This is a genomic window from Bacillus sp. UNC125MFCrub1.1, from assembly GCF_000701305.1.
In the GTDB taxonomy this organism is placed as follows: domain Bacteria; phylum Bacillota; class Bacilli; order Bacillales; family Bacillaceae; genus Bacillus; species Bacillus altitudinis.
The window spans coordinates 1,040,154-1,063,223 of record NZ_KL370769.1; the positions used below are offsets into that span (position 1 = coordinate 1,040,154).

Annotated in this window: 25 protein-coding genes; 9 read left to right on the forward strand and 16 right to left on the reverse strand. The window is 41.1% G+C overall.

All coding sequences use genetic code 11. The annotated features are described in order from the left end of the window. Positions 1-79 precede the first annotated feature (79 nt). From N521_RS18055 to N521_RS18065, 3 genes are read right to left on the reverse strand one after another with little or no spacing between them, the layout of a single operon-like run. Positions 80-490 (reverse strand): DoxX family protein, encoded by a 411-nt coding sequence (locus N521_RS18055; protein WP_008348626.1) that lies wholly within the window; start codon positions 488-490, stop codon positions 80-82. A gap of 57 nt (positions 491-547) precedes the next feature. Beyond that, on the reverse strand, positions 548-1,387 hold the full coding sequence (locus N521_RS18060) for a M56 family metallopeptidase (RefSeq protein ID WP_035392496.1): 840 nt from the start codon (positions 1,385-1,387) through the stop codon (positions 548-550). Beyond that, positions 1,380-1,802, reverse strand: a complete 423-nt coding sequence (locus tag N521_RS18065) for a BlaI/MecI/CopY family transcriptional regulator (RefSeq protein ID WP_007499135.1) — start codon at positions 1,800-1,802, stop codon at positions 1,380-1,382. Before N521_RS18065 ends, N521_RS18060 begins: the two co-directional genes overlap by 8 nt. A 276-nt stretch (positions 1,803-2,078) precedes the next feature. Between N521_RS18065 and N521_RS18070 the strand changes: the two genes are divergently transcribed. After that, a complete protein-coding gene (locus N521_RS18070; RefSeq protein WP_035392664.1) occupies positions 2,079-3,221 on the forward strand; it encodes an AbrB family transcriptional regulator in 1,143 nt (380 codons plus the stop codon). A gap of 239 nt (positions 3,222-3,460) precedes the next feature. On the opposite strand, the gene lepB is transcribed toward N521_RS18070, so the two are convergent. Together lepB and N521_RS18080 are read right to left on the reverse strand one after the other, a co-directional pair. After that, positions 3,461-3,973, reverse strand: a complete 513-nt coding sequence (lepB, locus tag N521_RS18075) for a signal peptidase I (RefSeq protein ID WP_007499139.1) — start codon at positions 3,971-3,973, stop codon at positions 3,461-3,463. Next, complete coding sequence (locus tag N521_RS18080) at positions 3,973-4,590, reverse strand: TVP38/TMEM64 family protein (protein WP_017360223.1); 618 nt, start codon at positions 4,588-4,590, stop codon at positions 3,973-3,975. Before N521_RS18080 ends, lepB begins: the two co-directional genes overlap by 1 nt. 158 nt (positions 4,591-4,748) lie before the next feature. Here N521_RS18080 and N521_RS18085 point away from each other — a divergent pair, with 158 nt between their 5' ends. Both N521_RS18085 and N521_RS18090 read left to right on the forward strand, forming a co-directional pair. Beyond that, a complete protein-coding gene (locus N521_RS18085; protein ID WP_008348633.1) occupies positions 4,749-5,111 on the forward strand; it encodes a YhjD family protein in 363 nt (120 codons plus the stop codon). Between the two features lie 85 nt (positions 5,112-5,196). Then, entirely contained in the window at positions 5,197-5,631 is a 435-nt protein-coding gene (locus tag N521_RS18090) for a hypothetical protein (protein WP_035392499.1), read from the forward strand. 34 nt (positions 5,632-5,665) lie between these two features. On the opposite strand, the gene N521_RS18095 is transcribed toward N521_RS18090, so the two are convergent. From N521_RS18095 to N521_RS18125, 7 genes are all read right to left on the reverse strand, one after another. Continuing rightward, complete coding sequence (locus N521_RS18095; RefSeq protein WP_007499147.1) at positions 5,666-6,622, reverse strand: LCP family protein; 957 nt, start codon at positions 6,620-6,622, stop codon at positions 5,666-5,668. A gap of 139 nt (positions 6,623-6,761) precedes the next feature. Next, positions 6,762-7,706: a siderophore ABC transporter substrate-binding protein gene (locus tag N521_RS18100; RefSeq protein ID WP_035392501.1), complete on the reverse strand. Its 945-nt coding sequence runs from the start codon at positions 7,704-7,706 to the stop codon at positions 6,762-6,764. Between the two features lie 22 nt (positions 7,707-7,728). Further along, positions 7,729-8,487 (reverse strand): iron ABC transporter ATP-binding protein, encoded by a 759-nt coding sequence (locus tag N521_RS18105; protein WP_019743341.1) that lies wholly within the window; start codon positions 8,485-8,487, stop codon positions 7,729-7,731. Then, positions 8,478-9,428, reverse strand: coding sequence for an iron chelate uptake ABC transporter family permease subunit (locus tag N521_RS18110; RefSeq protein ID WP_019743340.1), 951 nt, complete (start codon positions 9,426-9,428; stop codon positions 8,478-8,480). Before N521_RS18110 ends, N521_RS18105 begins: the two co-directional genes overlap by 10 nt. After that, a complete protein-coding gene (locus N521_RS18115; protein ID WP_017366964.1) occupies positions 9,421-10,371 on the reverse strand; it encodes an ABC transporter permease in 951 nt (316 codons plus the stop codon). The genes N521_RS18110 and N521_RS18115 overlap by 8 nt, the downstream gene beginning before the upstream one ends. Positions 10,372-10,529: 158 nt before the next feature. After that, positions 10,530-10,808 (reverse strand): barstar family protein, encoded by a 279-nt coding sequence (locus tag N521_RS18120; RefSeq protein ID WP_025207101.1) that lies wholly within the window; start codon positions 10,806-10,808, stop codon positions 10,530-10,532. A gap of 62 nt (positions 10,809-10,870) precedes the next feature. Then, a complete protein-coding gene (locus tag N521_RS18125; protein ID WP_017360232.1) occupies positions 10,871-12,040 on the reverse strand; it encodes an MFS transporter in 1,170 nt (389 codons plus the stop codon). Between the two features lie 143 nt (positions 12,041-12,183). On the opposite strand from N521_RS18125, the gene pdxR reads away from it, so the two are divergent. Continuing rightward, complete coding sequence (gene pdxR, locus N521_RS18130) at positions 12,184-13,623, forward strand: MocR-like pyridoxine biosynthesis transcription factor PdxR (protein WP_197025618.1); 1,440 nt, start codon at positions 12,184-12,186, stop codon at positions 13,621-13,623. 30 nt (positions 13,624-13,653) lie between these two features. Here the strand turns inward: pdxR and N521_RS18135 are convergent, their stop codons facing one another. The 3 genes from N521_RS18135 to N521_RS18145 all read right to left on the reverse strand — a co-directional run bounded on the left by N521_RS18135 (position 13,654) and on the right by N521_RS18145 (position 16,351). Beyond that, positions 13,654-14,136 carry a hypothetical protein gene (locus tag N521_RS18135; protein WP_007499155.1) on the reverse strand — a complete coding sequence of 161 codons (483 nt, stop codon included), beginning with the start codon at positions 14,134-14,136 and terminating at the stop codon, positions 13,654-13,656. A gap of 386 nt (positions 14,137-14,522) precedes the next feature. Further along, on the reverse strand, positions 14,523-15,629 hold the full coding sequence (locus tag N521_RS18140) for a D-TA family PLP-dependent enzyme (RefSeq protein ID WP_035392505.1): 1,107 nt from the start codon (positions 15,627-15,629) through the stop codon (positions 14,523-14,525). 143 nt (positions 15,630-15,772) lie between these two features. Then, complete coding sequence (locus N521_RS18145) at positions 15,773-16,351, reverse strand: competence protein ComK (RefSeq protein WP_017366958.1); 579 nt, start codon at positions 16,349-16,351, stop codon at positions 15,773-15,775. Between the two features lie 289 nt (positions 16,352-16,640). Here N521_RS18145 and N521_RS18150 point away from each other — a divergent pair, with 289 nt between their 5' ends. Next, complete coding sequence (locus tag N521_RS18150; protein WP_008348804.1) at positions 16,641-16,877, forward strand: IDEAL domain-containing protein; 237 nt, start codon at positions 16,641-16,643, stop codon at positions 16,875-16,877. Between the two features lie 58 nt (positions 16,878-16,935). On the opposite strand, the gene N521_RS18155 is transcribed toward N521_RS18150, so the two are convergent. Then, the gene (locus N521_RS18155; protein ID WP_035392508.1) at positions 16,936-17,796 is read right to left on the reverse strand and encodes an SDR family oxidoreductase; all 861 of its coding nucleotides are present in this window, start codon (positions 17,794-17,796) and stop codon (positions 16,936-16,938) included. A 142-nt stretch (positions 17,797-17,938) separates the two neighbouring features. Here N521_RS18155 and N521_RS18160 point away from each other — a divergent pair, with 142 nt between their 5' ends. The 4 genes from N521_RS18160 to N521_RS18175 all read left to right on the forward strand — a co-directional run bounded on the left by N521_RS18160 (position 17,939) and on the right by N521_RS18175 (position 23,036). Then, on the forward strand, positions 17,939-19,471 hold the full coding sequence (locus N521_RS18160; RefSeq protein WP_035392509.1) for an FAD-dependent oxidoreductase: 1,533 nt from the start codon (positions 17,939-17,941) through the stop codon (positions 19,469-19,471). 25 nt (positions 19,472-19,496) lie between these two features. Beyond that, positions 19,497-20,858 carry a globin-coupled sensor protein gene (locus N521_RS18165; RefSeq protein WP_370539267.1) on the forward strand — a complete coding sequence of 454 codons (1,362 nt, stop codon included), beginning with the start codon at positions 19,497-19,499 and terminating at the stop codon, positions 20,856-20,858. 61 nt (positions 20,859-20,919) lie between these two features. After that, on the forward strand, positions 20,920-21,504 hold the full coding sequence (locus N521_RS18170; RefSeq protein ID WP_007497198.1) for a histidine phosphatase family protein: 585 nt from the start codon (positions 20,920-20,922) through the stop codon (positions 21,502-21,504). Between the two features lie 386 nt (positions 21,505-21,890). Next, on the forward strand, positions 21,891-23,036 hold the full coding sequence (locus N521_RS18175; RefSeq protein ID WP_008348814.1) for a serine alkaline protease SapB: 1,146 nt from the start codon (positions 21,891-21,893) through the stop codon (positions 23,034-23,036). Positions 23,037-23,070 lie beyond the last annotated feature (34 nt).

A 23,070-nucleotide genomic window follows, 5' to 3' on the forward strand; every position in this document is an offset into this window, starting at 1 on the left:
TCCTTTTTTAATGATAAAACGACCTTTTGACCATAAAAAAACTCCTCTGCTACAAATCGCAGAAGGAGTTTTTTGTTATTTAATGAAATTTTGCTTCATTGCTTTGTTGCTGTTGTTTTAACAATCCATCAATCGAAAGCATCTTGCTGCCACTAAGTGTCAAGTAAAGCGCCATGACCATTAAAGAAAGTTCAAATTCATAACCGCCCACAAATCCTCTTGCAAAACCAACTGTGATAATGGCTACAGCCATAATTGGCACAAATAAAGCTGCGAAAAGACGTGTGCCTAAACCTAGAATCAGGGCAATTCCACCAACCAGTTCAATTGTTTTGACAATATAGGCCATAAATTCAGGAACACCAATTTGACCAAAAAATGCCGCAGTGCCTCCTAGTCCACCTTGATATGCTTGAAGTCCATGTAAAAAGAAAATAATGCCTAAGATGACGCGTACAAAAAGTGTTCCTATTTCTTGATTTGTTTTCATATAGTGATTTCCTCCCATTTTTACACTACATCATGTAATGTTCATTCGTAAAAAAAATTAGTAATTTAAGTTGAGCATAATCATTAAGACCAACATGAGGATGGTTGATGTCACAATTGGGATAAGTGGTACATTGAACGGTATGTTGTATGTTGGGTTTAAGATTTTTTGGATTCTTAAATTCAATGCTCTATCTCCAAAGGACACGGCAAATTTCGTTTGTTTTTGAAACTGGGTTCTATTTTTAATGAGTTTCAAAAGGGCTTGCCCTACTCCAAGCTCAGTCCCTGTCTGCTGAATGGCATAGTCATCTGCAATGACTTCACGAAAAACGGAGTAACTTTGTCTCATATGCTTTAACACAGGAATGTACCAAATCACTTTTGTGAGCATAGAGAAAGTGAAAGTCTTTAAAGGATCGTAGCTGTATTTGTGATGTAATTCGTGATAGACAACAGCATCGATTTCTCCTTCATCCAGTATGTCTATAAGCGCTGTTGAGAGATACACTTTTGGCCGAAGCATCCCCATTGCGAAAGCAAGCGGTTCATGGCAATGAAACACAATGATCTCATTTCTATACTTGTCTGATAGACTTTGCGTTGAATGTTGATCGACTGCCATCATCATATTTCTTTTGAAATGAAGATACTTTCTGACCTGCTTCGTCATATAGAAAACGGCAAAACCAAGCGTATACAAGACGAACGCATCCAGAAAATACTTTAACGGAGTGAATCCATAAAATTCGAGAACAGATTGACACACATGGATCAGGTTATATGCTTGATTCCAGCCAAAAAAACTTGAGAGTACATAATAGCCCATCTGGTAAAAGATCACTAAGCCAATCAATATACCGCCTAAAAACAGCAGACTCGACTTCATTTTAATCATGTCGTTTCTCCTCTTTTTTGGATGCAAGCCTTGCTTCGAGTACCTTCAGTAATTCAGGATCAGCACTTTCAATTGCGTCCACCATATGATTGACTGCAAGGGGGCCGAAATCATCCATCAGTCCTTGAGTAATCCATTTCGTTTGCTCATTTAGAAATTCTTCTTTTGTTAAAACAGGGTTATAGATAGATGAACGCCCTTTTGTTTTCTTTTCCACAATTCCTTTTTCGGTTAATCGATTGAGTACCGTCATGACCGTGTTGAAATTAATTGGCTTCTCATCTGACAGTTTCTGCTGTACCTCTTTAATCGGCATATCCTCACCTTGATAAAGGATCTCCATAATCCTTCCTTCTAAAGGACCGAAAAAGCGGTTCAATCCCTTTTCGTTATATTTAAAAGAAGGAATTTTCATGTCATCACCTCACACTAAGCATTGTAGTGTAATTGAAAATGATAGTCAACAGATAACAAAAATAGGGGAAAATCGTTGTATATTGTATTTGTTTTTGACAAAAATTATATGTCATTTATATCAAAAACAATCTTTTTTCTAACAGAGTTAAACATAAGTTAATCTTATGAAAATACTAAAAAAATTCGTATTTTATTTATAGAGACTTTTGTATTATAGTGAAGATAACAACATTTCACTTACTGAACAAATATACAGGAAGAAGGTTTATACGTGATGAAGCAAGGAAACAGCCTTCGAACCGATCTCATTTTGATTGCGGTAAGCGGTTTAGGTGGATTCCTTTTATCTCTAACAGGGATGTCTATCGGCTGGATGATTGGCACATTAATGACAGCTGCATTTATTGCCATGCGCCGCCCCGCCCTGTTTCAGCGTAAAGGAAAGAATACCTTACGTATTCACAGCAGATGGCTACTCCTTGGTCAATTCATTCTCGGAATCGAACTAGGACAAAAAATGAACATGAAAGTCCTTCACATTTTCGCTGAAAATTGGCTTCCCGTGAGTTTCATGCTCGTCTTTTCTATTTTATTAGCCATGCTCTCCGGGTTTGTCTTATGGAAGCTGAGTAAAACAGATATGCTGACCAGCTTTGTCGGCACTGCCCCCGGCGGTCTTTCCGCTATGCCGGGCATCGCCCAAGAGGTTGGAGCAAATACAGCTGTAGTGAGTCTTGTACAAACGATACGTGTGTTAATGGTCGTACTGACCATTCCATTTACGGTATTTTATTTAAATACAAAAAGCCAATCAGATGTGGTAGTCGCCCAAGGCAGCGCCTTCTCATCAGGCGTTTTCACAATATCAAACATTTCTTGGACTGCTGCACTCATTTTAGGGGCATGGCTGATGTCACGCCTAGCCGTGCGTCTTCACTTTCCCGCCCCTTGGCTCATCGGCAGTATGTTAGGTGTGGCGGCTCTCCAAGTAGGGGCAGGCGCCTTGACAGGTCATGATTTGATTCCTTACTGGCCAGCCCAAGCGAACATTGCGTCACAGGTATTTCTAGGGGCAACCATCGGGTCAAAAATGAATAAACAAATGTTTGTCGGGTTAAAAAATACCTTGATTGTGGCCGTCGTCAGCTCAGCCGGATTGATTGCTGCGACCGTTCTCAGTTCAATTGCCATCGCAGAAATAACAGGTATTTCTGTCATTACAGCCATTCTTGCTTTTTCGCCTGGCGGTATTGCAGAAATGGCCACAACAGCTGTTACACTTCATGAGGATTCCACCTTTGTTGTGGCTGTACAAGTCGTCAGAATAATTTTGGTCATCGCCATGCTGCCACCGTTTTTTCGTTTCTTACATCATGTCTGGGCAAAAAGACAGACTGATTATAAAGCCGCTAAATAAAAAGAGCCGCTTTGCATAAGCAGAGCGGCTTTCAGATTGTCTGACAACGGGCTAAAATGATGTTGATTTTAGCCCGTTATCTTCTTTTCAGCGTGATAGAAAACCTTTGAAGTCTAGGAAGGTCGAGCACCAGAACGGAGCGAATTTGACATTCGTGAGCACTGGAGCGCAGACATGACAACGAATGCGAGGGTTTGTCTACACGCTGAGCCGCTTTGCATAAGCAGAGCGGCTCTTTTTTATTCATCATGATTCCTTTTTACACCGACTACTTGATCCTTTGAGATCGTTCCAAAATGCCGGCTGTCAAAGCTATGTATTCGATTATCTCCGATCACGAAGTAATGATTGTTTTGTATGTTCTGACGACCGGTGATGGCTTTCAGCTGAAAATCACCTGTTAGGACGTTGCCCATTTTATGTTTTTTCTGCTCTTTTAAATACGGCTCTTTCCACTTTACACCATCAACAAACAGTTGATCATCTTCATATTTAATTGTTTCTCCTGGAAGTCCAATGACCCGTTTGATCAAGATTTGATTTTTAGGGCCATGAAATAATACATAGTCAAACCGGCTAATTTTCGTGAGTTTTGGCGAGAACTTGTTAATTAATAATTCTGTTCCATCTGTAAATGTCGGGTCCATACTAACCCCTTCTACTTTGTACGTGACAAACATGAAATTCTTTACTTGGAACAACAAGACGATGCATGTAATAATCATGAACCATAGCAATGGCTTCTTTTTCATTAAGAGCCTCCTTTGTCCTCACGCTGACTCATCCGAATATTCAACCTATTTTCTACTCTCTTTCCAACATACCATAATAAAGCAATGACTAGAACCGCAAAAACACTTCTTAACGGATTCTTTACTAAAGCAGAAATGTCATAGCCGATAAAACTAATAATAAAGAGCATGACACACTTCCCTGATAAAGCAGCTAATGAGAACTGCCAGACGCTGATTCTTGATAGACCTGCTACGACATTAACGGCAGCAGAAGGTGTGAAAGGAAAGCAGAGTAAAATAAACAACGGACCAAATCCCCGCTTTTCAACCCAAAGCATTAGCTTTTGAATAGAAGGGTGTCTGCTAATAAAGTTCAGCATCCTCATCTGTCCAAATTTTCTGATCAATAAAAAGACAAGGATAGATCCTGCACTTGCACCAATCCAGGTCAATAAAAAGCCTTCCCATAGTCCAAAAGCATTTGCATTGGCCACCGCAAATGCCACGAGAGGTAAAAACGGTAGAAATGCTTCTATTAAAGGGAGTAATATAGCCACAATGGGTCCAAAAGCCTTGTAGCTTTCAAAAAATGATGTGATATTTTCATGAGTAAATATAGCAAGAAATGATGGCAACTTGTTTGACTCCTTCAAGGTTTGTCTATCTTTCATTTTACATGGAAAACATAAAAATATACAAATGAATCCCTCTCAGCCCCTCTTGAGATTTTTTAACTCATCCGATATAATAAATAAGAACAAGTGTTCTATACACAAAGAAAGCAGGCATGGACATGACGAGATTATCAAGCGTACAACTTCAGATGATGGAACAGGCCATCTTTCTTCCAATGGTCATCTCCATCCTCAATCGTGATTTGACGCACCTTAAAAAACATCAAACATTCAAACTAAATGAACCATATATTCAGCTAGTCACCTCTTCATTAAAAGAAGCACAAAAAGCCCTTTATCAACTGAAACAACAGTTACGTAAAGAAAAAATGAACGTACAGCAAATTGAACACGATGAAGGATTTACGACATATTTATTTCTGATCAATGGCTATGAAGAAAAGCATAAATATTTTAATCCCCGTATACGTCATCGTGTAGAGGAAATGCTCACCCATTATTTCCTCCATTCAGGAAAATAAAATGGTTATATTTTACATTTATAGAAGGAACTCTTCAGTTTTTGACGAATTGATTGTTATACCAAAAATTAGGAGGTTCCAACTCATGTTCAAAAAAATAACAGCTCTCACCTTAGCAGCAGGATTACTTGTGCCAAGCACAGTGTCAGCATTAGAACCACTGCAGACAGGAAAACAAGCCCCAGCAGCATCTGCACAAATAACAAGTGTAGCCTATACAACGGTTTCTATCGTTGGAAAACGAGTGAAGTTTGAAGTGAAAGCACTCGAAAATCCTTTCAACATGAATTACTATAATCGAATTGCTTGGACGAGTACGGACGAAGAGCCAAGTGTATTCAATGACAATATTCTATCGGTCATTGTCGCTAAAAAAACTGGACAGGCTTATCAAGTCTTTTCATACGAAGCACTCATTTCGGTAAAGGACAAGATTGAATCAGGTCAAAAGGTGTATGGCTGGGCGCTTGCTTTAAATGGTGTGTGGTACCCAACGATGCCTGCAACCCTCTATTATTAAAAAAAGCCTGCCACAGCGGCAGGCTCTTTCTCCATTATGATAATTCGAGCTGTTTTCTCAGCTCTTGTCTCACTTCTTCTAATCCTGGTCCATCTAACTCAAAGTAATACACATTCCCAGGCTGGTAATCGTGCCCTTTTAACTGAATGGTATCCACTGATTTTAATGAACTCAGTAAAGGGAATAGACCGATCAACTGCTTCATGGATAAATTGGTGGAGACGTTATCCCCAAGTGTATCAATGATGTTGTCATAAGACGGTATGGAAGAAATGGATTTGGATTTTTCAAAGATGGCTTGAAGTGCTTCCATTTGGCGCTTTCCGCGCATGAGATCACTATCTGCCTTTCTCGTTCTCACAAACGCTAATGCTTCTTCACCACTGAGCGTATGCGTGCCTGTTTCCACATGAACTTTTCCTTTTGAATCCTTTTCCATTTGTTTTGCAATGCCTTCATCTTCAATCGTTACGTCAATTCCATTTAGCTCATCGACAATGTCTTGAAACGCCTTAAAGTTTCCTGCAATCACATAGTCTACCGGGATGTTTAACAAATTCTCTACCGTTTTGACTGATAAATCTGCACTCCCAAACGCATGGGCGTGAGCAATTTTATCATATCCTCTCCCCGGTATATCAACATAAGAATCACGAGGAATACTTAGGAGCTTGATCGTTTTGTCTGTTCGATTCACCGTCGCCAGTAAGACCGCATCACTTCTTGCTTCGTCTACCGTTTCACCTGGACGGCTGTCAATCCCTAAGAGCAGCACCGAAAAGCTATCCTTTCCTGGATCAAAAGCTTTCACACGCTTTTGCGAGGTCTCTCCTCTTTCTAAAGATACTTGCGCTTTATTCGACGCTTTTGAAATTTTATAGTATGCGTATCCTGTGACAGATACTGCCATGATCATGACAAATGCCATGATAAACAGCACGACTTTCACCCAAGGTCTTAGCCTTCTTTTTGATCTTGTTTTCTCCTTCATCCTTTCCGAACCCTCACTCTATCTTAGTCTCACAATGTAGGTTCCACTATAACATATTTTGATGAAAGTTTCCTGCATGCAACATATTTTTATGTATCCACAATAAAAAAGCTGCTCAAAATGAGCAGCTTTTCATCCATTACTTTTGTTCAATTCCTTTTTTCACTTCATCAATCATCGCATTCAATGATTCAAGGCCGCCGCCTGCTAAATACCACATGTCAGAGTTTAAATACACCACATGATTGTTTTTAACCGCTTTGACTGATTTCACATAATCATTTTCAACAAGCTGTTTCGCAGACGTTTCTTCTCCAATCGCCGCGCCGCGATCCACGACAAATAAGTAATCTGGGTTCGTTTTGACCATATACTCATACGAAATGCTTTGTCCGTGTTTATCAGATGGCTCTAGCTTTTGATCTGCTGGTGTGATCCCAAATACATCATGGATCAGACCATATCTTGACTTAGGACCAAATGCCGTCATTTTGCTGTCGTTCGCCATGATGACGAGACCATTTTTCTTTAACTCTTTGGCTTGTTTCTTTAATGAAGCCACTTTTTGGTCAATGGCAGAAAGTTCTTTTTTGACTTTGTCTTCCTTATCAAAAATCTTCCCTAATGTTTCAGCATTCTTTTTAAATGAATCCATATAGTTTGCATTATCTACATCCATATAAATCGTCGGAGCAATTTTAGAAAATTCATCAAATGCATCTGCTTGACGGTGCTGAATAATGATCAAGTCAGGCTTCATCTCTGCAATTTTCTCAAAGTTTGGCTCTTTTAACCCGCCGACATTCTCATATTTGTCACTTTCATATTTAGATAAATAGTGAGGAATCACTTGTTTTGGTAAGGCTGTCACGTTGACACCAAGCTTATCAAGTGTATCGAGACTTCCCATATCAAAAACGACGACTTTTTTCGGGTTTTTCTTGACCTTCACACCGTCTTTATTCAACATATCCTTTACTGTTACGGTTTCCTCATTCGTTCCCGCTGTTTTTCCTTGGTTACCACAGGCAGCAAGGACAGCAATCGCTGTTAATACTGTTATCATCCAAATCCATTTTTTCATGATTGATCACCTCTTCATTTTTTCAAGAAAAATATAAGCAAATACGCTCACCACGAATGACTTCGATCGGTATGCGCATGTCATAAATGTGTTCAAGTGCTTCTGTTTGAATCACTTCATCAACGCTTCCTTCTTTGATTACCTGACCCTCTTTTAAGGCGACGATGTGATCTGAATAGACAGATGCAAAGTTAATATCATGGAGAACAACAACAATCGTTTTTCCAAGATCTTTCACGAGCTGCTGAAACAGCTTCATCATTTCAACTGAATGGTTCATATCTAAATTATTTAAAGGCTCATCTAAGAAAATATAATCCGTATCCTGAGCCAGCACCATGGCAATAAAGGCTCTCTGCCTTTGTCCGCCGCTTAGTTCATCTAAATATTGATGCTGGATTTCGACGAGTCTCATGTATTGAAGCGACACATCAATCATGTTCTCATCTTCTTTTGTCAAGCGGCCTTGAGAGTAAGGAAAGCGGCCAAAGCTGACAAGCTCACGAACGGTCAGACGCACACTCATGTGGTTCGACTGCTTCAAGATGCTCATTTTTTTCGCAAGCTCCTGAGGAGAGTACGCACGATAAGGTTTGTCCTCTAAATAAGCTTCCCCAGTATCAGGTTGAATCAGGCGGCTCATGATGGACAAAAGCGTACTTTTGCCTGCGCCATTTGGACCAATGAGAGAGGTCAGCTGTCCTTTTTTTACACTGACAGTTGTTTCGTGAAGCACTGTTTTTCCGTTATATGTCTTACTAACTCCCTTCATCACGACCATGAACGACTCTCCTTTAAAAGTAGATAAATAAAATACAGTCCGCCGACTAAATCAATCAGCACACTAAGCGGTGTTTGAAACGTAAATACCTTTTCCACAAGAAATTCCCCGCCTACAAGCGCAATGACACTAATGAAAAACGAGCCTAATAGCAAGTACGTGTGCCGATATGTACGAAACAGCTCTCTTGCCACATTTACAACGAGTAAGCCAAGAAACGTAATCGGGCCGACGAGGGCCGTCGCAATAGAAACAAGGACGGCAATGACGATCAGCATCTTTTTTGTGATCCCGTCATAGTCAATCCCGAGATTCACAGCCTGTTCCTTTCCTAACGACATGACATCTAATTTCGCGCGGAAGGTCCAAATATAAAGACAAAGCGCCGCAAATAAAAGAGAAGCGAAGAGTAAAATATCTGTGTTCATGTGATTAAAGCTGGCAAAGGACTTGTCCTGTACGACTTGGTATTCATTCGGGTCAATGAGCATTTCCATAAAGGAAGAAAGACTTTTGAACAATGTTCCAAACACAATCCCGACAAGCAGGAGTAAGAAAATATGCTTGTTTTTGCGCTTGAACATGACCGTATAGAGAAGCACAGAAAACAGAATCATTAATCCAACGCAGAGAAAGAAATTCAGGTTCTTATTCGCGATCATCAAGTTGGTCGAACCAAAAAGATAAATAATCGCCGTTTGCAAAAACAAGTAAAGCGCGTCTAACCCTAAAATGCTTGGCGTTAAGATTCGGTTATTGGTCAATGTTTGAAACACAACAGAGGAAAAGGCAATCGCGCCTCCTGTCAAAGTCATGGCAAGCACCTTTTTTAAACGGCTCGGCACTGTGTACTCCCAGTACCCCATTTGAAAGGTGACGAAGATGACAACGAATACGGCTGCAATGGCTGCAATGAGAAATAATGTTCGTTTCTTATGCATAGCGCTTCCTCCTTAATAACATGTACAGGAAGATCGCACTTCCAATAATGCCGACCATAAGCCCGACAGATATTTCATATGGATAAATAATCACCCGTCCGAGCACGTCACATATGAGCACAAAAATGGCCCCTAATAAAGCCGTATGCGGCAGGCTCTTTTTCAAGTGATCCCCTCGGTAGATCGATACAATATTCGGAATGATTAAGCCAAGGAATGGCAGCATGCCAACAGTCAAAATCGTTACAGAAGTAATCATCGAAACAATCACCAAACCAACTGCCATGACACGTTTATACGTTAAACCTAAATTGACGGCAAAGCTCTCACCCATACCAGCCACTGTAAAGCGGTCAGCATATAAATACGCGATGATCAATAGAGGAACACTCACATAGAGCAGTTCATAACGCCCCTGAACAATAAGAGAAAAATCCCCTTGCAGCCATGCGGATACGTTTTGGATCAAATCATATTTATAGGCTATAAACGTGGAAATTGAACTAACAATTCCGCCAAACATTAAGCCGACTAACGGTACGTAGATCGTATCGTTCACCTTAATATGGCGTAGAATTTTTAAGAATAATAGATTGCCAGCTAACGTAAATAAAAACGCAATCGCCATTTTCATCAGCGGGCTTGCCTGTGTAAAAACAAGCATAGCGGTTAAAATACCCAGCTTGGCCCAATCCATTGTTCCTGCAGTCGTTGGAGAGACAAATTTATTTCTCGTCATGCTTTGCATGATAAAACCGCATAAGCTCAGGCTCATGCCAGCAAGCACAATACTCATCAGCCGCGGGATGCGACTTGAAAATAAGGTGTTCATTTGTTCATCTGATAGATGAAACAACTGTAAAAGAGACAGGTCCTGTACTCCGACAAACAGCGACGCACATGCCAAACACACAAACAACAAACTTAATTGGTACAACTTCATACAGGGTTCACACTTTCTATCAAGCTCTCTGCCACAAATGATTATCATTATCAATTAACGGCAGTTCATATATTATCATATTTAGTGAAATATTCAATAGTAGAATGAGAAAGGGTGAAAACTGCATAAAAAAACAGCTTTTGGGATCAGCTGCTTTTTTACACTTCAATATTCAATTGAAACTGCCCTTGCAGTTCCTCTTCAGCCTCTTGAAATAACTGCCGCAAATTCTCTGCATAATCACCAAGCTCGTCTTTGCTTGCTTGATAATGAATCCATGTAAGCTCTACAGGCAAGCTCACTTCTCCTGTTAAACAGTCCCAAAGGGCATCAAGATTTTTCCCGTAATGATCAGGAAGTTGTAACACTGTTTTTAGTTGATCATGAAGCTCCTCTTGTGATCTGCACATCGCTCCATTTAGCTGTACTTTTTTCATTTCCCTCCCCCTCTTCTGTCTTTATTTTAAACGAATTGGAGAGGAAAGAGAAAGAATCCATTTCACTTTTGCCTCTCTCTGAAACTTAAACTAAACAAGATCAGACAGGCTGCCAGCACGAGCATGAAAAAGAGCGTTAACACTGTCTGAGTACCGTACATATCAGCAAAGAGACCAACGAACACACTTGGTATGCCAAGACCTAGATACGCAAACAAGTAATATCCAGCAACGGCTCTAGCCGCTTCCTTCTTCCCTTTCTCAACAATCAGCTGGAGACCGCCTAAGTAAGTAAATCCATAGCAAGCTGTGCCCGCTAAAAGAGTTCCAGCAAGGACAAGGAATATAGACCCGCTATTAGCACCGAATAACAGCAGGCCATATCCGCACGGAAGACAAATAAAACCGATACGAAGCGCTGCACTGCTATTCATCTTTCGGACAAAAGGCTGCATCAGAACACCTGCCATATTAATAAAAAACAGCGCCGGGCCTACCCACAATTCATAGCCATTTAATTTAAGCTGTGCTGGCAAAATCGAAATGACAAGACCGCACACAGACCATGCGATAGCAATGGCTATGTTCGCAGGCATTGTCCCTTTTGGAAACCTCGGCATGTTCATGAGCGGTTTACTTGCATCCCCTTGTACAGGCGGCACCAAAAAGAATACAGCAACAATCGTCAACATAATCAAGACCAACACAATCCAATAGCTAAGAGGCGTCAGTGACACTTGCTCAAAAGAAAGAATCGCTGTAAAAAGAGCACCTCCACCAAATCCAATTGAACTGCATAATGCGATAAACGTTGGGATCCAGCCCGATTTCTCTGGATATAAAGCAATCAAGTAGGCAGTACATGTGCCAACACTTAACCCAAGTCCCACTCCTTGCAGCAGCCGGGCGACAAAGAGCATTTGTATGGTCGGATGCACGATCATGAGCAGGGTGGCACATAATGAAAAGCAAAGAGCGATCAATAAAATCGGTTTTCGTCCAGCCCGGTCAGACATGCCGCCAAGTAACAGTAATACTGGAATCAGTCCGAAAACATACGCAGCAAACACAAGGGCTGTTGACGCCTTTCCGTATCCTGCCTGCTCTGCATATTCCGTATAAAGAGGGACTTGCAGGTTCACTGCTGTTGTAATCATAAAAAGGCTAAATAAAACGAACACAAACGGAATCATGGATAGCTGTGCTGTTTCTTCTTTTGATGCAGGAATCATGGGACTCTCTCCTCTGTGTAAATGATATGAACCAGTGTACACATCATTTGGATTTCTTCCCACATCCAAAAATGAAGCTATTGACCAGTCCATAATTCCATGTCATCATCAATGATGACATGACAAAGGAAAGAAGGTGCACTGTGTACATTCATTTAGACCGTTCCAGCTCTACCCCGCTCTGGCAGCAAATCGTCAATGGCATCATTCAAAAAATTCATACAAACACACTGAATCCTGATGATCAGTTGACTCCGACAAGAGTATTAGCACAAGAGCTCAACGTATCTCGATCCACCGTACAGCTTGCCTATGATGAACTGCTAGCAAGAGGCTATGTCAGCACCTCTAGAAGAGGCGGGACAAAGGTCATTTCAAGTAATCACTATGCTGCTTCTCCCCCACATCAAAACGAACCGCCTTTTGCACTTCCGACAAGACCTCACTTTGACGAGGCTGAAAAACAAATGGATCACTGGCTCTCGGCCAATCAATTTCATGACACACTTGAGATTGATTTCCGCCATCAAGAACCAGCCATCGACGACCATTTTCAAAACATATGGAAACGCTCGCTTCTAAAAGCACTACAGCGCTTAAATATGAAGGATTGGGGCTATTCTTCTCCGCATGGATTATGGGAAGTGCGTTCAGAAATTCGCCAATACTTATCGGTTGAACGCGGCATTGATATAGAAGAAGACCAAATGGTGTTAACAGGGGGCACACAGCAAGCCATTGACTTAATTTCACAAGTCATGCTCAAAAAAGGAGATACAGTCGCTGTTGAAGATCCTGGTTTTCCTGGAGCTAGGTTGTCCTTTTTACATCGCGAAATGACTATTTACCCCGCACCAGTCGATGAAGAAGGAATGATGGTGAATACATTGCCAGAACGTACAAAGCTGATCGCTGTAACGCCCTCTCATCAGCGGCCAACCGGTGTCTGTATGAGCGTCAATAGAAGACGGGAGCTGCTGCAGTTTGCTGTGCGGCATCAATCTTACATATTAGAAGATGATTTTGATGGGGATTATCGTTATCATGGCGGACCGCTTCCTTCTTTATTTTCAGAAGCACCCGATCATGTGATCTATATTGTCAGTTTTTCCAAGGTGCTTGCACCAGGCATCCGCCTTGCTGCCATCATCGGCTCCAAAGCAGTCATCAAAGAAATCGCTGCACTGCAATCACTTATTCAAAGACAGCTGCCGATCATGGAGCAAATCACTCTTGCCTCTTTTTTCAGAGAAGGCGAGTTTACGCGATATGTCAGGCGGATGAGACAGGTGTATAAAAAACGGCAGGCAGCGATGATGGATGCTCTTTTGACACATCACTTTGACAAACACTTCCGTTTATATGGAACCGATACAGGCCTTCACGTCTTTTTGGAAGGAACATCAGACTTTGATGAACAAGGCACGATTGAGGCCGCAAAAGCGGCAGGTGTCGGCATTTATCCATTAAGCCCCTATTGTTATGAAAGCAAAAGGAAAGGGTTGCTGCTTGGCTTTGCCTGTACGGATGAAGCCATGATTCAAGAAGGTGTACGCCGATTAAAGCAAACACTGCACATCTAAAAAAGCCTGGAAGTCTCTCTTCCAGGCTTTTCATTGTGATTGCTGAACGTTTCCTACTTCTTCAATGAAAGAGGCTGTCTCTTGCAATCCATCTTGAAAATGTTGAGTTGCTGACATAAACAGCTTTTCTTGATCAGGACGCTTCAACAGCTGCTCTACCTTGCTCATTCCTTTTTCAAATGAAGCAAGACCTGTCTTTAATTGTTTGTCTGCCTTTTGATACACAGCTGGCACTTCTTGATGAGTAAGCCCTTTTTGAATGACACGGTCGAATGCTTTCGTCGCTTTTGTCAATTTTTCATTTACTTGAATTTTTCCATGTCCATCTGAAATAAATTGATCGGTCATGTTTTCATATGCTTCATTTAACTCATCCATATAACGCTGAACCCATTGTTCATACGCAGCTTCTTTTGTGTTTTGTTTTGAAGGCGGCTGACCTGCTTGATTGCAGGCCGTGAGTAGTGTCACTGTCACGGTAAATAGCAGCATCAAATGCCATCGTTTTTTCATACAGGGCCCCCATTTCTCTTTCCCATTTGTTCATATCGGTCAAATATGATCAACTTTTACCTCATACGAACACATTGCAAGAAATGACTTATTTTTATTGTAACAGACCGCATGTATCACTTCTGTGATTTATGCGGAAATGAATGAAAATCCTTCTAATGGTTCACATTTCCCTGCCATTTCATGATGATACAGTCAATAGACGACGAGAAAGGCACATTTGGTTTCAATCTATTTCATCTTCGTCATTTTTTCTCAAATAAAAAAGACCCCTTTCGGCGCCTTTTCCTTAGATGTATGGATTTCAAATGATGATCTTTCTTAGCATGGAAGCTGCCTTATATTCTGCTGTGCATAGCGGCAACACCCTCTATGATCCTACCCATTTATTGCAACTTTCCTTTACAAGCAATCTCCAGCTCTTCTACCACTTCGCCATCTTGAATGAGGTATGCTTTTTCATGAAGATTCACAGCAGGACAGATGTGATTCGGAATAATTTGTACCTTCTCACCGATCTGTACACTTTGACGAAAGCCTTCATGATAGATAATGGCATGCTCGTCAAATACGCTTGAAACAAATACATCATCATGTTCTTTCACTTTGCCTAAACCCTCTGTTTTGGTCAGCCCTTTTGTACGCGTTTGTGCCGTCAGCCCCTTGGCCCCTACATCTGTAATCACCCGGCGCTCTGTCGGTTTACTAATGACCGTCGTCAGCACAGATGCTGCACAATGTGAATATGTGCCGATTACATTGGACTGGGAAGCGTCCATCAAGATGTATGTGCCTGGCCGTATTTCTGTGACTCCTTTTGGAATATCAAATTGAAATAAAAATGGCGGTGTTGATCCAATACTGACGACCTCTAGCGGTATACCAGCTTCTTCTGCAATCTGCGCAAAACGGAGCGTTCGATTTACAGCCTCATTGTATAATGTCTGGCAATGTGCTTTACTTTCCGCTTGATACGTATGACCATCATGAGAAAAAATCCCCTTTAAATGAACGGCATCACTTGTTTGAATCGCCTCTAATATGTGGCAGAAATCACGTTCTTCAATGACACCAGACCTTCCCTCTCCAACCTCTATCTCAATTAAAACCTCCGCTTTTTTCTCTGATTCACAAAAGACTTGCTCAATCTGCTTCACATGCTCAACACAATCTATACCGAATGAAATCTGTATCGACTCTGCCAGTTTACGAATCCGCTTGAGTTTAGTCTCACCTACAATTTGATTGGCGATAAAAATATCCTTGAGCCCATGGGCTGCCATTACTTCAGCCTCTCCTACTTTCGCTACCGTAATGCCAGATGCACCTTTCTCTTCCTGCAGCTTGGCAAGTGCAGGCGTTTTATGCGTTTTCGTATGAGGGCGCAATTTGACATGCTGACGGTCTGCGTATTGCTGCATCGCCGCTACATTCTCCATCATCACCCGTTTATCAATGAGTAGTGCCGGCGTGTCCAGCTCTTCATACATCATCCCCATGACCCCTTTCGTTATATAAAAAATTATACGATATAGATAAATTATATATTTTTTTATACGATAATCAATGGTTTTTTCTGCAAAAAAGTGATGGCGATGAGTAAGCAGTCCAGCGGCTGTCTGCCGCTGGTCTCTCACTAATAACGATTACGAAGTTCTCTTAAGATAAAATCATACACAAGGTTGAGCTGCTGTTCCTTTGGATACAGCATAAATTCTTGTTTCTTAGGAAGACCTCCATCAAGTCGGTCTTGAAATTTCGTTCGGAGATACGCTGTTCGGTGTACCTGACTCTCAAATGACTTATATGAGACATCTAGTTTGACCGATTGCTCATTTGTAAAAGTAACAACCGTGTCTCCGAGGGATGATTCCTGAAAGATATGAATGTATTTGTGGGAGATCCATCCGCATTGAGGGCGGTTGGATGAATAGGTTGGGAAGAAATACAGATGATTGGATGAGTCAATCACGATGGGAGGCTTGTGGGAAATACCTGTTACTTCATATGTTCCCGCTTTTCTGCCTGCATAGCTTGAGCCAAAGAACCTGCAACTGCGTTCTATAATTTGCAGCGGCTTTAATTCAACATAAAAGCTTGTCTCTCTTTCGATCACTTTTGAATATACTCGTTTTCCTTCTTCAACCGGAAGGACCGCCATTGTTGTTTGATTAATGACGTATGAATCTAATGGTGTTTCACTAATTCCTGACACTTCATTTCCTCCTGTGTTAATTTTTGGTTATTTTAGATACTATTAATCTATCACCAACGTATAAGAAACGACAGGATTTTTTCAATATTTATTTAAAATTATCTTTTTATCATGTTTTTTAGTACATTCGATCTATCTAAAAGCCATTTTTAAAGATATATCGCATCTTGTCGACTGGACAAGGGGTGTCGATATGGCTCAAAAATAAATTGTCTAAAAATTATAAATTCTTGTTGATTTTTTCTCCGCCAATCCATATACTATAAAAAAGGCATCGGGGGGATTCTTTATGAAAGAGAAAAAAACGTATGCTGAGCTCATGAAGTCCCGCAACACCCAAAAAACCGAAGAGAATGGCGTTACTATTTTAGACATTTATATTCAAATGGTTTTAGATGAGGCGCTTTATAAACAGCGCTTAACCTTCCTTAGAGAAGAGATTGACAAGGCGCTAGATCAGCGTGATGAAAAACGTTTTAATGACCTGTCAGCTCAATATGCAGAACACTGCTTACATCAATCATGATGATTTTACTTGCGGCAGAGAGACAGAAACTTGTCTCTTTACCGCAAGTTTTTTGTTTTTATCCATTTAATATGGTTCCGCCATTCACATGAATCATTTGTCCATTTATATAAGAAGAGTCTTCGCTCGCTAAAAATAAATAACTCGGCGCTAACTCTACTGGTTCACCAGGCCGCTCCATTGGGACATCACCACCAAATTCAGACACTTCCTTTTCCGTAAATGTGGATGGAATCAGCGGTGTCCAAATCGGTCCAGGCGCTACCCCATTTACCCGAATCCCTTGTTTAATCAGAGATAGAGATAATGATCTTGTAAACGTTACAACCGCCCCTTTTGTCGATGAATAATCAATTAAGGTTTCATGACCTTTATAAGCAGTGACCGATGCTGTATTAATAATACTGCTTCCTTTCTTTAAATGAGGGAGCACCGCTTTTGTTAAATAGAACATGGCAAATATATTCGTTTGAAATGTCCGAAGAAGCTGGTGAGAAGTAATCTGTTCAATGCTTTTTTGCGGATGCTGTTCACCTGCGTTGTTGACCAAAATATCAATCGAACCGAAAGCATCTTTTGTTTTTTTGACGACCTCGTTTGAAAAAGCTTCATCCCCTAGGTCACCTGCTATTAAAATGGCGCGTCCTCCCATCTTTTCAATATAATCCTTCGTTTCTTCCGCATCGCGATGTTCATTCAAATAAACAATTGCTACATTGGCTCCTTCTTTCGCAAATAAGACAGATACTGCTCGTCCAATCCCGCTGTCTCCACCTGTGACAATCGCCGTTTTCCCTGTCAGCTTTTTGCCTTGCACCTCTCGATCAAAGATAGGTCTAGGGTTCATTTTATATTCAAGTCCTGGACGTTCGTTCTGATGCTGAGGCGGTAACGTTTTCTTTGGCTGCTTTGTTGACACGTCAGTCCACTCCTTCCTTTTTATCTCGTTTATTTTTATGTGTTGCTCATTTTTTTATGTATTTCGCTCTTGTTTTCACTAAAATGTATGATTTTCAGCATCGTGGAAAAATTATACACAACAAGTGACTGGAGGCGACAACATGGAACAAGAACATAAAGGATCGGAGCAAGCAAAGTCGTTATGGCTAGCTGATAGTGAGAAGCCCTCTTTTCCTACTGTCAGCGAAGATCTTACAGCAGATGTCATCATTGTCGGTGCCGGTATTACCGGTATCGCTACTGCATTTGAAATGACAGAACGCGGACTGAATGTCATCATCATAGATGCTGATCAAGTATTGCAAGGAACCACCGGACATACGACAGCGAAAATTACCTCCCAGCATGATGTGTACTATCATGAGCTGATTCAGCATATAGGTATGCCGAAAGCCCGTTTATATGTAGAAGCAAATGAAAAAGCAAAGGAACTCATCCAAGCACGTGTGAAAGAGTATGACATTGATTGTCATCTTGAGGTAAAAGATGCTTACCTTTATGCAACAGAAGAAAACGGCGTCAAAAAGTTAAAGAAGGAATTAGATGCGTACAAACAGCTCGGTATCGATCGCGAATGGAAAACAGAGCTCCCGTTTGATGCTGGCATCAAGGCAGCCCTCGCCATGACGCAGCAAGCACAATTTCATCCTCTTCATTATCTTCATGCACTGATCGATCAGCTCATTGACCGAGGCGTGCGCATATTTGAACAGACAACGGCAGTCGATGTAAAAGAAGGAAAACACCCTGCTGTCATCACAAAAAGTGGCCATCATCTGATGGGGCGCTCTATCATTTCATGCTCACACTTTCCTTTTTACGATGGCAAAGGACTGTATTTCACTCGAATCCATCCTGAGCAATCTTATGTCGTCGCAGCCAAAACAAAAAAACCGCTCCCAGACGGCATGTACTTAGGAATTGATCAGCCTGCCCATTCATTAAGAACGGCGAGATTCCATGGAGAAGATGTCGTGCTCATCGGTGGACAAGGTCATAAAACCGGACAAGGCGGAGATGAATCCGCACACTATGAAGCACTAGAAAGGTTTGGTGAAGCCACCCTTGGTATAACGGAAGTCCTTTACCGCTGGTCCACTCATGATATGGTCACAATGGATCAAATCCCTTACATTGGCCGCCTGACATCACATCATTCGAATATTTTTGTGGCAACAGGCTTTAGAAAATGGGGCATGACCACAAGCCACGTAGCAGCGACACTGATCGGAGATTTGATCGAAGGAAAATCGAATCCTTACGAATCCCTCTTTACTCCATCAAGACTCGTGTCAGACGCATTCGTAAAAGACTTTATCAAAGAAAACACCAATGTTGCAGCAAAGCTGATCAGCGGTAAATTAAAGCGAGCTGATCAAACAATTGATGATTTAAAACCGGGTGAAGGCGGCATTGTATCTTATGAGCACAAAAAATGTGGCGCTTTTAAGTCAGAGGACGGCGATCTCTTTCTTGTCGATACAACCTGTACTCACTTAGGCTGCGAAGTCGCGTGGAATAATAGTGACCGCACGTGGGACTGTCCTTGTCACGGGTCTCGTTTCTCCATTACGGGAGAAGTAGTAGAAGGTCCGGCGAAAAAACCACTAAAAAGGTCATATAAAGAACAGTAAAATTTCACTGTTTCCCCTTTAAAAAATCCAATATTATCCGATAAAAAACATAAAGTCTGATATTTTTGATGATCATGGGGGGACAAACACATTGTTATTTAAAAAAGAGAGTAAAAAGAAAAACACTGCTTTTTTCACACAGCAGGATGATGGGATAAAACGAATCAATTTTCCGGAGAATACGGACATTGCCAAACAAATTAAAATGATTGATTTGACGCAGCAAGACCTTTTTATCTTGAAACAGCTGAATCCAATCGTTCAAGATGAAATTGAACATATCGTCGATAAATTTTATAAAAACCTAGAAGTCGAGTCTTCCTTGATGCACATCATTCAAGATAACAGCTCAGTCGAGCGTCTAAAGAAAACACTACGCATTCATATTAGTGAAATGTTTGCCGGTGTGATTGACGAATCTTATGTGGCCAAAAGAATTAAAATTGCACAAGTTCATTTAAGAATTGGACTTCAACCTAAATGGTATATGGCAGCCTTCCAAGACCTATTGCTATCCATAATGGATTTATTTGCCCAGCATATCCAAGATTTCAAAGAATATCAGACGGCAGTGAAGGCGACGACGAAAATTTTAAATCTAGAGCAACAGCTTGTCCTAGATACGTTCCAAAATGAATACTCTAAAGTTCGTGATGAAGCAGAACTACAGCAAAAAGAGCTTCATACAAAAATTACAGAAACATCTAATTCACTTGCTTCTCTCTTCTCAAACACAACAAATGCAGTGGACAAACTTGTATCAAAATCTGATGAGATGGCGGATATGTCACAGGCTGGCACAAAGATCTCAGCACAAGTTGAAGAGAAATCAATTGGCGGTAAAAAAGAGTTAGAAATTCAGCAGACGCAAATGAACCAAATTGACGGCAGTATGACAAAGATTGAAACAGAAATTAAACGCTTAGAAGAAATTGCGAAACAAATTGAACAAATTTTTGGGATCGTCACAGGTATTGCGGAGCAAACGAATTTACTATCTTTAAACGCTTCAATCGAATCAGCTCGAGCAGGTGAACATGGCAAAGGCTTTGCTGTCGTTGCAAACGAGGTTCGCAAATTATCAGAGGATACAAAGAAAACGGTTTCAACTGTATCTGAGCTCGTCAACAACACAAATTCACAAATCGCCATTGTGTCACAGCATATTGCTGATGTGAATTTACTTGTGACAGACAGTAAAGAAAAAATGACCCAAATCAACTCGCTATTCGATGATATCGTCAGCAGCATGAACTTAAGCAAAAACCAAAACGGAAAAATTGAAATAGATTTGCAAACATTCCTAAACGAATTGAAAGAAGTCAAACAAACAGTGTCCCAAGTGGCAAGTTCGGTCGAGTCCTTAACGAGTCTGACAAATCACTGATCCAGTCATTCTTCTTCTGTTTTAGTATAATAGAAGAAAAGATAGAAAAGGCGGGATTTGATTGACAGCAATTTGCCTAGTCAGACACGGAGAAACCGATTGGAATGCAGCAAAACGAATTCAAGGACGAACAGATATCCCTTTAAATGACACTGGTAAATGGCAAGCGGAACAAACCGGTCTTTACTTAAAAGATGCCCACTGGGATGTTGTCATTTCCAGTCCGCTATCAAGGGCAAAAGAAACAGCTCATTTGATTTTACAGCATGTACATGCACCGCTCGTGATCATGGACGATTTTATTGAACGTGACTATGGCGACGCTGAAGGCATGTCATTTGAGGAACGTCAGAAACTGTTTCCAAATAAACAGTATCCAAATATGGAACCACTATCGGCACTTCAAGATCGAATGCTAGAAGGTATCGAAAAAGTGAGAGCAACCTACCCAGATCAACGGGTACTAATCGTAGCACACGGTGCTGCCATCCATGCCTTACTCACCTCACTAGCTGACGAACAGATGGGTATTAAGGATACAAGACTTGAGAATGCCTGCTTAAATTATGTGGAATGGACAGATGGTGAATGGAAGGTGAACGATTACAACGTGGTCAGCCATTTAACACAATCTGCCCCTTCTTAAAGAACCTGTTTTCATAACAGGTTCTTTTTCATGTCAAAAATAATGATAAAATAATATTTTTTTATATCGAAATTCGAAATAGATGATAGCCTTTTCTACCTATTTTATGGCATTTCGGGTATCGAATGTTTATCCTCAAATGGATCATGAGAAAAAAAGCACGATTCCTTTTTAATAGAAAACCGTTGGAAATACAGAATAAACATATTTTACCATCATTTCCAAGCGACTTAATTCCCTATTTTTCGCTAGGACTTCCACAAAAATTCGGGTCTACTCTTATTTGCCTATCTCTATTAAACTGAAAATACAGAATAATCAAACGGATCATTCTAATAGACTACGGATGATTATTCTGAAATAAGAAAAAGGGATGTGGAATGTGCGTGAAAAAGAAAAATGTGATGACAAGTGTTTTATTGGCTGTCCCTCTTCTGTTTTCAGCAGGGTTTGGAGGCTCGATGGCAAATGCCGAGACTGCCTCAAAGTCAGAAAGTGAAAAAAGCTATATCGTTGGCTTTAAAGCTTCTGCCACCACAAACAGCTCTAAGAAACAAGCAGTGACACAAAATGGTGGGAAATTAGAAAAACAATACCGCCTCATTAATGCTGCACAAGTGAAGATGTCTGAACAAGCCGCAAAAAAACTTGAACACGACCCTAGCATTGCTTATGTAGAAGAAGACCACAAAGCAGAAGCATATGCACAAACCGTCCCTTATGGTATCCCTCAAATCAAAGCTCCAGCCGTACACGCTCAAGGTTATAAAGGTGCTAACGTCAAAGTAGCTGTCCTTGATACTGGAATCCACGCCGCACACCCTGACTTAAATGTTGCAGGCGGTGCTAGCTTCGTCCCTTCAGAGCCAAATGCCACACAAGACTTTCAATCACACGGAACTCACGTAGCCGGAACCATTGCTGCCCTTGATAACACGATTGGTGTTCTTGGGGTTGCGCCAAGCGCCTCCTTGTATGCCGTTAAAGTGTTAGATCGTTACGGCGATGGACAATACAGCTGGATTATCAGTGGTATTGAATGGGCTGTTGCCAATAACATGGATGTCATCAATATGAGCTTAGGCGGACCAAACGGCTCCACAGCGCTTAAAAATGCTGTAGACACAGCGAATAATCGCGGAGTAGTTGTCGTTGCCGCAGCAGGGAATTCAGGTTCCACTGGCTCTACCAGCACCGTAGGCTATCCTGCAAAATACGACTCTACGATTGCTGTTGCCAACGTGAACAGCAACAATGTCAGAAACTCATCTTCTAGCGCAGGTCCTGAATTAGATGTTTCTGCACCTGGTACATCGATTTTAAGTACAGTACCAAGCAGTGGATATACATCTTATACGGGAACATCGATGGCATCTCCTCATGTAGCAGGAGCAGCAGCGCTTATCCTTTCTAAGTATCCGAATCTATCAACGTCTCAGGTTCGTCAGCGCTTAGAAAATACGGCAACACCGCTTGGTAATTCGTTCTATTATGGAAAAGGATTAATTAACGTTCAAGCGGCTTCTAACTAAAATAAGTGTGACAAAAAAATCCGGCGAACTGAGC

What these genes read in the sequence shown, in the direction of transcription:
- N521_RS18055 (WP_008348626.1), bottom strand. Translation starts at nt 490, where the DNA reads ATGAAAACAAATCAAGAAATAGGAACACTTTTTGTACGCGTCATCTTA.
- N521_RS18060 (WP_035392496.1), bottom strand. Translation starts at nt 1,387, where the DNA reads ATGATTAAAATGAAGTCGAGTCTGCTGTTTTTAGGCGGTATATTGATT.
- N521_RS18065 (WP_007499135.1), bottom strand. Translation starts at nt 1,802, where the DNA reads ATGAAAATTCCTTCTTTTAAATATAACGAAAAGGGATTGAACCGCTTT.
- N521_RS18070 (WP_035392664.1), top strand. Translation starts at nt 2,079, where the DNA reads ATGAAGCAAGGAAACAGCCTTCGAACCGATCTCATTTTGATTGCGGTA.
- lepB (WP_007499139.1), bottom strand. Translation starts at nt 3,973, where the DNA reads ATGAAAAAGAAGCCATTGCTATGGTTCATGATTATTACATGCATCGTC.
- N521_RS18085 (WP_008348633.1), top strand. Translation starts at nt 4,749, where the DNA reads ATGACGAGATTATCAAGCGTACAACTTCAGATGATGGAACAGGCCATC.
- N521_RS18090 (WP_035392499.1), top strand. Translation starts at nt 5,197, where the DNA reads ATGTTCAAAAAAATAACAGCTCTCACCTTAGCAGCAGGATTACTTGTG.
- N521_RS18095 (WP_007499147.1), bottom strand. Translation starts at nt 6,622, where the DNA reads ATGAAGGAGAAAACAAGATCAAAAAGAAGGCTAAGACCTTGGGTGAAA.
- N521_RS18100 (WP_035392501.1), bottom strand. Translation starts at nt 7,706, where the DNA reads ATGAAAAAATGGATTTGGATGATAACAGTATTAACAGCGATTGCTGTC.
- N521_RS18105 (WP_019743341.1), bottom strand. Translation starts at nt 8,487, where the DNA reads ATGGTCGTGATGAAGGGAGTTAGTAAGACATATAACGGAAAAACAGTG.
- N521_RS18110 (WP_019743340.1), bottom strand. Translation starts at nt 9,428, where the DNA reads ATGCATAAGAAACGAACATTATTTCTCATTGCAGCCATTGCAGCCGTA.
- N521_RS18115 (WP_017366964.1), bottom strand. Translation starts at nt 10,371, where the DNA reads ATGAAGTTGTACCAATTAAGTTTGTTGTTTGTGTGTTTGGCATGTGCG.
- N521_RS18120 (WP_025207101.1), bottom strand. Translation starts at nt 10,808, where the DNA reads ATGAAAAAAGTACAGCTAAATGGAGCGATGTGCAGATCACAAGAGGAG.
- N521_RS18125 (WP_017360232.1), bottom strand. Translation starts at nt 12,040, where the DNA reads ATGATTCCTGCATCAAAAGAAGAAACAGCACAGCTATCCATGATTCCG.
- N521_RS18135 (WP_007499155.1), bottom strand. Translation starts at nt 14,136, where the DNA reads ATGAAAAAACGATGGCATTTGATGCTGCTATTTACCGTGACAGTGACA.
- N521_RS18140 (WP_035392505.1), bottom strand. Translation starts at nt 15,629, where the DNA reads ATGATGTATGAAGAGCTGGACACGCCGGCACTACTCATTGATAAACGG.
- N521_RS18150 (WP_008348804.1), top strand. Translation starts at nt 16,641, where the DNA reads ATGAAAGAGAAAAAAACGTATGCTGAGCTCATGAAGTCCCGCAACACC.
- N521_RS18160 (WP_035392509.1), top strand. Translation starts at nt 17,939, where the DNA reads ATGGAACAAGAACATAAAGGATCGGAGCAAGCAAAGTCGTTATGGCTA.